At 58.4% G+C, this 8,277-nt stretch carries 11 protein-coding genes; 3 read left to right on the top strand and 8 right to left on the bottom strand.

Annotated features, from left to right (window positions below; all coding sequences use genetic code 11):
* Nucleotides 1–82 precede the first annotated feature (82 nt).
* The 3 genes from DWY79_RS11305 (at nt 83) to DWY79_RS11290 (ending at nt 1,725) form a co-directional block, all read left to right on the top strand.
* Nucleotides 83–685 carry a hypothetical protein gene (locus DWY79_RS11305; RefSeq protein ID WP_118032922.1) on the top strand — a complete coding sequence of 201 codons (603 nt, stop codon included), beginning with the start codon at nt 83–85 and terminating at the stop codon, nt 683–685.
* Nucleotides 682–903 (top strand): hypothetical protein, encoded by a 222-nt coding sequence (locus tag DWY79_RS11300; RefSeq protein WP_118032923.1) that lies wholly within the window; start codon nt 682–684, stop codon nt 901–903. Before DWY79_RS11305 ends, DWY79_RS11300 begins: the two co-directional genes overlap by 4 nt.
* A 378-nt stretch (nt 904–1,281) precedes the next feature.
* On the top strand, nt 1,282–1,725 hold the full coding sequence (locus DWY79_RS11290; RefSeq protein WP_004326124.1) for a RadC family protein: 444 nt from the start codon (nt 1,282–1,284) through the stop codon (nt 1,723–1,725).
* Between the two features lie 158 nt (nt 1,726–1,883).
* On the opposite strand, the gene DWY79_RS11285 is transcribed toward DWY79_RS11290, so the two are convergent.
* From DWY79_RS11285 to DWY79_RS11250, 8 genes are all read right to left on the bottom strand, one after another.
* On the bottom strand, nt 1,884–2,732 hold the full coding sequence (locus DWY79_RS11285) for a hypothetical protein (RefSeq protein WP_117873692.1): 849 nt from the start codon (nt 2,730–2,732) through the stop codon (nt 1,884–1,886).
* A 31-nt stretch (nt 2,733–2,763) separates the two neighbouring features.
* Nucleotides 2,764–3,087, bottom strand: coding sequence for a DUF4460 domain-containing protein (locus DWY79_RS23040; RefSeq protein WP_233563970.1), 324 nt, complete (start codon nt 3,085–3,087; stop codon nt 2,764–2,766).
* A 319-nt stretch (nt 3,088–3,406) separates the two neighbouring features.
* Complete coding sequence (locus tag DWY79_RS11275) at nt 3,407–3,856, bottom strand: DUF3872 domain-containing protein (protein ID WP_117873658.1); 450 nt, start codon at nt 3,854–3,856, stop codon at nt 3,407–3,409.
* A 22-nt stretch (nt 3,857–3,878) separates the two neighbouring features.
* Entirely contained in the window at nt 3,879–4,460 is a 582-nt protein-coding gene (locus DWY79_RS11270) for a conjugal transfer protein TraO (RefSeq protein ID WP_117913013.1), read from the bottom strand.
* Nucleotides 4,461–4,463: 3 nt separating this feature from the next.
* Nucleotides 4,464–5,402 (bottom strand): conjugative transposon protein TraN, encoded by a 939-nt coding sequence (gene traN, locus DWY79_RS11265; RefSeq protein WP_117913011.1) that lies wholly within the window; start codon nt 5,400–5,402, stop codon nt 4,464–4,466.
* Nucleotides 5,403–5,438: 36 nt separating this feature from the next.
* A complete protein-coding gene (gene traM / locus DWY79_RS11260; RefSeq protein WP_117913009.1) occupies nt 5,439–6,830 on the bottom strand; it encodes a conjugative transposon protein TraM in 1,392 nt (463 codons plus the stop codon).
* A gap of 20 nt (nt 6,831–6,850) precedes the next feature.
* Nucleotides 6,851–8,017, bottom strand: a complete 1,167-nt coding sequence (locus tag DWY79_RS11255; RefSeq protein ID WP_117913007.1) for a hypothetical protein — start codon at nt 8,015–8,017, stop codon at nt 6,851–6,853.
* The gene (locus tag DWY79_RS11250) at nt 7,992–8,276 is read right to left on the bottom strand and encodes a TraL conjugative transposon family protein (protein WP_117913005.1); all 285 of its coding nucleotides are present in this window, start codon (nt 8,274–8,276) and stop codon (nt 7,992–7,994) included. The genes DWY79_RS11255 and DWY79_RS11250 overlap by 26 nt, the downstream gene beginning before the upstream one ends.
* Nucleotide 8,277: the final 1 nt, after the last annotated feature.

The following is an 8,277-nucleotide window of genomic DNA, read 5'->3' as shown; positions in this document are numbered from 1 at the left end:
CCCGCTACTTTCTTTCGTGAGCCGTGGCGAAAAAGAAAGATAGCAAAGAAACCGATTTTCAAACTTTCAAATTTTCAAACTTATGCGAACCGTACAGAGAACCTATACACTATTCGGCATTGCGGAACTGGAGGACGAAGCCCGTCAGAGAGCCTATACCGACTGGCTTGCCAAGGGAAACGATTACCCGTATGCTTCCGAGAACTGCGACACGCTCGAAGCCTTCTGCAACCTTTTCCGCATTGCCTGCACCAACTACCGTTACGACAGTTGCACATACGCTTACCGTTTCTATACCAAGCACGAGGCGGACACGGAGGAACTTTCAGGCGTCCGCTTGCTGGCTTACCTCTATAACAACTTCCATGCGGAGCTGTACAAGCCCAAGGTCTATTGGACGAAAGACCGCAAGAAAAGGCGCAGGAGCCGTATCTCCGTCACTTGCGAATGCCCCTTCACGGGCGTTGTGTCGGACGAAATCATCTTGCAGCCCCTCATGGACTTCATGCGCTCGCCCGACACACGGAATTTCAAGGAACTCATGCGTGACTGTCTGGAAAACTTCTTCCGCTCGTGCCGTGACGATTGCGAGTATTGCGAGAGCGAGGAGTATTTCACGGACGAGAGCCACAGGAATAATTGGGAGTACCTTATCGACGGGACACTTTTCAAGGAAACGGCATGAAGCGGGAAATCAGACAGAACGGGAAAACCGTCCTTTACAGCGAGGACGGTCATAGCATCCCCATGATATTCAACAACCTTGTCGGGAAGAACCTCAAAGGCAGGGAGTATTCGGACTATATCGCTTTCGTAGCCATTCCCGACATGGGATTTACCTACGGGAAGATAGCGTATTATTCGGATGGGAATTTAATCGCAACGGGGGAAATCACGCCATAACATCCCCCCTCTATGTTTCATCGCCGGAAGTCCGGGACGGGTAGCGATCCGCCCGGACTTCTTTTTTTACCCGCCCGTGGGAAAGGATTGACCCGATTTTCGGACGCACTTCTTTTTCTTTCGGTGAGCCGTGGGCGGGAAAAGACAAAGAAGCAAAAAGAAACCCCTTGACCCACCGGATTTTTTAGCCAAGCTCCACACTCATTTTTTAGCAAACCTACGGGGAAAAACGGACAAGTAGCAAGGCTGAACCTGACGGTTTTGCGCGCAATCTCCACACCTTCGGGTCGTATTCCACGCAAAAGCCTTGCATGAAGTCCGCTCTTTCCCCGTGCCCCAAAGCAAAAAATAAATGTTTCACTTTTAATTTTTTGCATTATGAATACACTGTCTTTTCCTCAAATCACCGTAAGTTACAAGGACGCTGACGCATCCAAGAGAGTTAGAATCCACTCTTCCAAGGAGTCTTACGACATCCTCAAGACCTTCTACGAGGACTGTATGCAGCACCACGAGGAGTGCTGGGCGATGTACCTGAACGGCGCAGGCAGGCTGCTGGGCGTCTCGTGCGTCTCACGCAGCGGCATGAACAGCACGGTGGTGGACATACGCATCGTCCTCCAGACGGCTCTCGTCTCCCACGCCTCGGGAATCATCCTCTCGCACAACCACCCGTCCGGCTCGACCGTGGCGAGCACGCCGGACAACAACCTGACCAGCCAGTTGAAGAAAGGCTGCGAGGCAATCGGCATACAGCTTTTGGACCACATCATACTGACCGAGGACACCTACCTCAGCTACATGGACGAGGGGATGCTTTAAGCGTCCCCTTTTTTGCTCGCTATCCTTTTTGCACTTCTTTTCTTTCGTGAGCGGGGCGGGAAAAGAACAAGAAGCAAAAGAAACCGGAAAGCGGCAGGGCGGATATGAAAAAAGCATCCCGAAGGATGCTTTCCATTTCGTCTGCTGCACAGCTCACGCTACATCTTCAATCCCCGTTTCCGCTCCTGCCGGATGTCGGAGAAGGAGAACTTCCCCGTCTCCTTGTCGAACTTCACCGACTTGTCCTTCTGCACGCCGTCCGGCGTCTCCATCCGTTTCACCTCCAGCGGCTTCCCGTTGTAGAAGTCCGTCATTTGCCGGTAGCTGAACTTTTCTCCCGTCAGGCTTTCCATCAGGCTGTTCAGCGTGTAGATGCTGTCTTGGTTACGCACGCTCTCCGGCACGAACTCCGGGTGGTTCCTCACCCAGTCCGGGTACAGTGTCTTCGCCATCAGGCAGACCTCCGGCGAGCGTTCCGCCCACGGGATCATCATCAGCGACTCCCGGCTGTGGGCGGCGCACCTGACATACACATCGGGCGTGAGCAGGCTTTTCGGCACTCCGCCACGACCGACGGCGGACATCCCCGACGTTTCCACCGCCACCCGCACCCGCTCCGGCGTTTGCAGGTGCACGGGCAGGATGCTGATGCACCTGCCGTCCAGCGGCAGCAGGAAGTCCGCCATTTCGCCGTTCATCACCTCCGGGCGGATAGCCACCGCCACCCCGTAGAGTTCTTCCGGGTTGTTCTCCCGGCACTCCTTCAGCACCTCCATGCACACCTCCGGGGACGGGATATGCTGGACCAGCCCCCGGTGGAAGTCGTTCCCGAATCCCGCTTCCGTTTCCAGCGCCTTCCGGCACAGTTCCGGAGTCTTCATCTCCTCGGGCACGTTCTCCAACTGCCAGCCGTCCTCTTCAACGGCGGCACGGCAGACCTCCGCCGTGCGGTCGTGCCTGCATATCATCTCTAAAGGCACCTGATACATTCTTTCTTCTCGTTCCATGTTTTTACATTTTTTCTTGTTATAAACCCCTTTAAACATCCACCGACAACACGCACATCCATCCGCCGCTCTCCTCGTCCGGCGTCCAGCATCTCGCCCGGACATGGCAATAGCCTTCATTCTCTATCCACTCCAGCAGGCTTTCCGCTTCATCGCATTCCGTTTCCGCCAGCAGTTTTCTATCCGCCTCCGAGAGCAGCGACTTTATGTTCACGAACTCACGCACCTCCGGGTATTGCGGCAGCGTGTCCGGCACGTCGATATGCACAAAGTATTTCCGGAAATAAAACCGGATTTTCCCGCTTTTCCGTTCCACGCCCCGGGCTGGACAAGGTGGCGGCACTTCTGTTTTCATCCGCCTTCCGGCATCGTGCACACGGTATCTTTGCAGCGTCAGCGTGCAGCACGGTGTCCCGTCCCTGCGCAGGTGAAATCCCCGTTCCGTCACCCGGAACAGCTCGTGCTCCACGACCCGGCGCATGGTCCGGCAGTCGTCCTTCATGTCTTCCCAGACCTCCCCGGCGGAAACCGTCTCCAGCATGGCGAGCGTTTTCTCCGACAGCAGGTTTTCCGGACATATATTGTCCCCCGCTTGTGGAAGGACAATGTCCGTCCGCCACTTCGAGGCATGCAGGGCTTCGGAAAATTCCGGTATGTCGAGGTATAAAACCAGATCATTCCGTTCCATCCCCGTCCTCCTTGTCGTTGTCCGCATTGAAGTCGAACTCCAGCTCGACCGCCTGACCGTCCGAGTCCTCCACCCAGACGGTGAAGCCGCTCTGTTCGTCCGACAGCGGGGTGTAATAGAGCCGGAACGTCTCTTTCTCCAGCGGGTAGCGGTCATTGGGCAGCAACGCCGTGCCGTCGTCCAGTTTGAGCGTGCCTTCCCCGTCGAAGAGGAACCAGCGGATCGTGTACCGGGTGTCCTCCCAGCGTCCTTCCCGTTTCAGCTCGCACCGTATCTCCGCCGTCTCGTTCACTTTCAGCTCCTTCGGGACGGGCATCGTCTCTACCGTGAACGGGTATTTCGTCTGAATGTCCAGCCCGTCATTACAGGCTGCGACCAGCACGAGGGCGGCCACGATGTAGCAGCCCGTGAGCATTTGATAGATTATCTTTTTCATATACTTTGCAATCAATCAGTTGTTATCGAATCATAAAACGTATTCCCACGCCGACCTGCGTGTGGAACTTCCCGCAGTCGCCACCGAACAGCACCCGTTGGCGACCGTTTACCAGCAAGACAATCTTGTCCGTCACGTAGGCGGACAGCTCCAGCGTCAGCGCACCCCCGTAGATGAAATTGTCTTCATCCGTGAGCCGGGAGCCGTCCGGCAGCAGGCTCTCGCCCCAGTTCACCGTCTCGTACCCAGCAAGGGTGGACAGCCCCAGTGCGGCGAAGAACGTCTTCTTCCGGTCTGACAGGAAGTTCAGGTAATAGCCGCCCTCGCCCGTGAACTGGCTCGCCGGATAGAGGCAGTCCCGGTAGCCGTACCGCTTCTCCAAGTATTCCGCACCGACCACCCAATGGTGGGCGTTCTTCGTGTAGGTGCTCACCGCTATCCCGGCGTGGTAGCCGAAGCCGTCGCCGTTTTTCCAGCGCATGTTGTCCGACAGCCCACCCGTGAGCTGTATGCCCCTCATTCCGGGCAGGCACCGTTGGGCGTGTGCCCGGTTGAAAGTCAGGCACACCCCGAAAAGCAGGATAATGAACAGTAACCTTTTCATCGCTTACTTGATTTTCAGTTCGTTAATCTGTCTTGCCGCCACGAGGTCGGCGTTCTCCACCCGGATGGTCTGGTGCCTGCCGCCGTCCTTCTCGAACAGCTCGATGACCAGCAGCTTGTCGTCCGGTATGGTGAACTGCGGGACGGCATACACCGTGCGCACGTCGCTTTTCCCCTCCGTCACCAGCACCTCGTTGTAGCTGCGCACCGGGTCTATCACCCGTTCCTGAATGGCGGTGCGCTTCGGCACTTTCTTGTCCACGATCTTGAACCGGATAAAGTCCGTCCGGAAAGCCACGTTCGACCTGTTCCTCGTTTCCGTGTGGAAATAGAACAGCCCGTTGTGCGAGTGGACGGATTTCAGGAGGAACTGCACCCCGAAGCGTTTGCAGCCCAAGTGCCGGATCTCCCGCCTGTCCTCCTTGTAGATGCTCTGCATGATCAGCTTCACCAAGAGCGGGCTTTCGCCCGCCAGCTCACGGAAATGGATGTTCATGCGGGTATGCGAAAAGTCCGTCGTGTCCCCGTTCTCCAAAAAATCCTTCATCTCGATGTTCAGCATCTCCGGCTCATGCGCATACCGGGCATTGAACGAGTAGAAACTCCCGTCCTCGCAGATGACGGAAAAGTTCGTTTCCCCCGGAAACCCTTCGGTCGTCGCCTTCACCCGGATCACGTTCTCCGCACCGTCCGCTTTCCCGGCGATAATCCGGTCGCTTCCCAAATCCACGTACCGCACCGCCGAGGGGAAGATGATATGCACCGTCTTGGCGAACGTCACCTGCACCCCGTGGGGCGTAACCATCTGCCGGTAGGGTAGCTTCCGTGTAATCCCCTGATACAGGTCGTTGCCCGTGGTCCGCCGTATCGTATCATTCACTTGTGCGTTCGCACCCGTCACCATGCCCACAAGCAGGGCGACCCATCCAAAAATCTTTTTCATTGTCTTTACTTTTTAATGGTTTTATAATTTATTGATTTATTGTTGTTTGGCGTAGAGCATCAGCGGATCACCCGCTTTCAGGTGCACCTTTACCGTGCGGAATTTCTTGGCGAGGTACTGGCTGCCGCCCTGCATCAGCCCACGGGTGATGTCCATCGCCACCTGTTGCCCGGCGCTCCGTGCGAACGAGATGCTCGTTCCCAGCCCGCCGCCGATGTTCGCCATCGCCTCCTTTGCCGCTTCCCGCTCCAGTGAGGTTTCTATGCACAGCCCTTTCATTCCCTCGTTGTCATAGACCGCCAACTCCACCGGCAATATGTTACCTTGGTACTGGACGGACGATACCGTGATGTCGAGCCGTTCCCCCTGCACCTTGCCTGTACCGGATACCACCGTATTGCGTGGGATAATCAGGTTTCCCGCCTGCAACGGTTCGAGCAGCCGGAGCTTCACCTGTTGACCGTCCATAACCGTCTGGTCTTGGTGGATGCAGGCGGCTATCGTGTTCTTCCCGAGGGCGTACCCGCTGCCCACCGCCGTGTTGAAGCCGTAGTTCCTCGGCTGGCTGTACCGCCGCATGAACTCCGCATCGCTTAGGGGCTGTCGCAGCCCCGATACCGTCCGCTCCCGTGCCGCCTGCACCGCCACGGCGGGCTGTCCCAGACCGTTGCCGCCCTGCCCGGTGGCGGGTGCCTGCACGGTTGCGCCGTCCTGCCCGTTCTGCCCCATGTACTTGGCGGCAAGCTCGTAGCTCTTCTCCATCAGTGCCACCTGATCGTCGATTCCGCCCGCCTGCCGTTCCCTTTCTTCCAGTTTGGCGGTCAGCTCCTCCACCTGCCTTTTCAGCTCCTCCTTTTCCCCGTCCACCTTCGGCTCCTCGTAGAACGAGCCGAGTTTCCGGTTGATGTCCCGGTAGGCGGCGACGGAGGAGCGGCCGCCGCTGTTGCCCGAGTAGTCCCTGAACGGTTCCCGTTCCGGCTCGCTGTCCGGCAGTTCCATTTCCACCCTGTCCGTATCGCTCTCTTCGGAGAAGGCGAAGTCCTCCAGCGAGCGCACCTTCTCCGCCTGCCGCCTTTCCGCCTGCGCCTGCTCGTAGGCTTTCCGCTTGTCGCCGATGATCCCGTCGTTCTCCGGCAGGGGGATGTCGGCGTTGAACGCCCCCACGGTGTCCCGGTTCACGTCCCGCTCTTCCGAAGGTGCGAATATCAGCCACATCGAGCCGAGGAACAGCAAGCCCATCAGCGGATATACCATCAGCTTTTTCCGTTGCTGCAACTGTTTCGGGGTGAGCGGCTTGGCAGTCTTCTTCTCCTTTTTCCCGCCGCCCTTGTCCTCTTTCTTTCCGTTCCCCGTCTCCGGGGCTGCGGCATCCGCCGCCTTTACGTGCTGCGTTGCCGTTGCTTTTTCTTGGTTCTGTTCTTCCATCATGTCAAAAATTTATGGTTGTCCTACATTCTGATTCTCCTTCCCGGAGGCTTCCTTCTGCCTGTCTCTCCGGTTTGTCGCTTGCCGGGCGGCTCCTTTTGTTCCCGCCCGACCGACACCGTGGGGCTTGCCCGGTTGTCCGCCCGCAGGTGCGCAGCCTTCCGTTCCCGGCTTGCCGCCTTTTCGGGGAACAGCCTCGCTTCCAGACCTGCCAGTTCTTTCGCCGCACGCTCCCGGATGGCACGGTTGTGGCGTCCGATGGCGGCTTCCGGGTAGTCACGGGAGAGGTCGCCGTTGTCCTCGCTCAGGTGGTAGTCCCACCTCAGCCGGGCGATGCCGGCAAAGTCCTCCGTCAGCCCGTACTTCTCCACCGTCTCCTTCGGTACTTCCCGCTGACCGTCCCAGCCGTGGCGGGCGAGCCCGTGGAGCAGCGCCCGTTCCGCCTTCACCGCTTCCAGATAGTCGCCGGGCAGTCTGCCGCCCGTCTTCCTCTCGTAAAGGGCGGCGGCTTGCCGCATCAGCTTTCCCCGCTCGTCCGCCTCCCGCAACTCGATCTGTTCCATGACGGTGTGGTTGTCGCCCCGCATCTCCTCGTTCCATTCCCGGCTCAGTTCTTCGAGCCTGCGGTAGCCTTCCGCCAGCCCGTGGCGGATGGCCACCGAGTCGTCCGGTTTCTCGCCTTTCAAGGCAAGCCTTTTCAGTGCGTCGAGGTCGCCCTCCCTCATGCAGCAGTTCAGCAGCCGGTGCGCCGCATCCCGTTCCGCCTGCGCTTCGGGGGATAACGGCTGCGGGGCGTTGCGCCTCGTGTACTCGTACTCCAGCACCTTGTATTGCGCCGACAGACGCAGCATCGGGCTTTCCGCCGCCTCCTTCACGCTCCGGGGGATTGCCGTCCCCTCACGCATCCCGTAACGGGTCTCTTTCAGGGCGTCCATGACCGCCCGCCATTCGGGATAGCCCGTCTGGTACACGTACCGGAAGAACCTGTGTTCCAGCAGCAGCTCCGCCTGTTTCCTTGTCACCTCCGGGCAGTCCCGGTAGTCCCTGACGGACTGGAGGATTGCGCCGGCATCCGCACGCCTCTTTTTCAGCAGGCTTCCGAAATACGCCGTTACCTGCCTCATGTTCCGCTCCTCCTGCCGCTCCCGGCGGCGGAGCAGCCACTCACTCAACCTCTCCACCAGTCCCATGCCGTCCGCTTTCAAAGGGGTTGACAATACTGTCATTGGGTAGTTGCAGGCGCCTGATATGCTCTATCCCCAGTTCCTTCCCGTCGTTCCTTCCGATGCGGTAGATGGCGGAGACGGTCATATAGACCGACAGTGCGCCGAACGCCACCAGCATCACGAGGATGATTGCCACACGCATGTCGGGCGAGATACGCCCGGCGAGGCGGCGGAGCTTCCCGTCCGCCCAATCCTGCGCCTTTACGATGAACTTGCCTATCATG

Source organism: Parabacteroides sp. AF27-14 (assembly GCF_003635425.1).
Classification (GTDB): Bacteria; Bacteroidota; Bacteroidia; order Bacteroidales; family Tannerellaceae; genus Parabacteroides; species Parabacteroides distasonis.
The sequence above is the reverse complement of the archived record's forward strand: the minus strand, read 5'-3'. Positions and strand labels throughout refer to the sequence as shown.

Coding starts and splice junctions, on each gene's coding strand:
- DWY79_RS11250 (WP_117913005.1), bottom strand. CDS start 8,276: ATGATAGGCAAGTTCATCGTAAAGGCGCAGGATTGGGCGGACGGGAAG.
- DWY79_RS11275 (WP_117873658.1), bottom strand. CDS start 3,856: ATGAAAAAGATAATCTATCAAATGCTCACGGGCTGCTACATCGTGGCC.
- DWY79_RS11290 (WP_004326124.1), top strand. CDS start 1,282: ATGAATACACTGTCTTTTCCTCAAATCACCGTAAGTTACAAGGACGCT.
- DWY79_RS11270 (WP_117913013.1), bottom strand. CDS start 4,460: ATGAAAAGGTTACTGTTCATTATCCTGCTTTTCGGGGTGTGCCTGACT.
- traM (WP_117913009.1), bottom strand. CDS start 6,830: ATGATGGAAGAACAGAACCAAGAAAAAGCAACGGCAACGCAGCACGTA.
- traN (WP_117913011.1), bottom strand. CDS start 5,402: ATGAAAAAGATTTTTGGATGGGTCGCCCTGCTTGTGGGCATGGTGACG.
- DWY79_RS11300 (WP_118032923.1), top strand. CDS start 682: ATGAAGCGGGAAATCAGACAGAACGGGAAAACCGTCCTTTACAGCGAG.
- DWY79_RS11285 (WP_117873692.1), bottom strand. CDS start 2,732: ATGGAACGAGAAGAAAGAATGTATCAGGTGCCTTTAGAGATGATATGC.
- DWY79_RS23040 (WP_233563970.1), bottom strand. CDS start 3,087: ATGAAAACAGAAGTGCCGCCACCTTGTCCAGCCCGGGGCGTGGAACGG.
- DWY79_RS11255 (WP_117913007.1), bottom strand. CDS start 8,017: ATGGGACTGGTGGAGAGGTTGAGTGAGTGGCTGCTCCGCCGCCGGGAG.
- DWY79_RS11305 (WP_118032922.1), top strand. CDS start 83: ATGCGAACCGTACAGAGAACCTATACACTATTCGGCATTGCGGAACTG.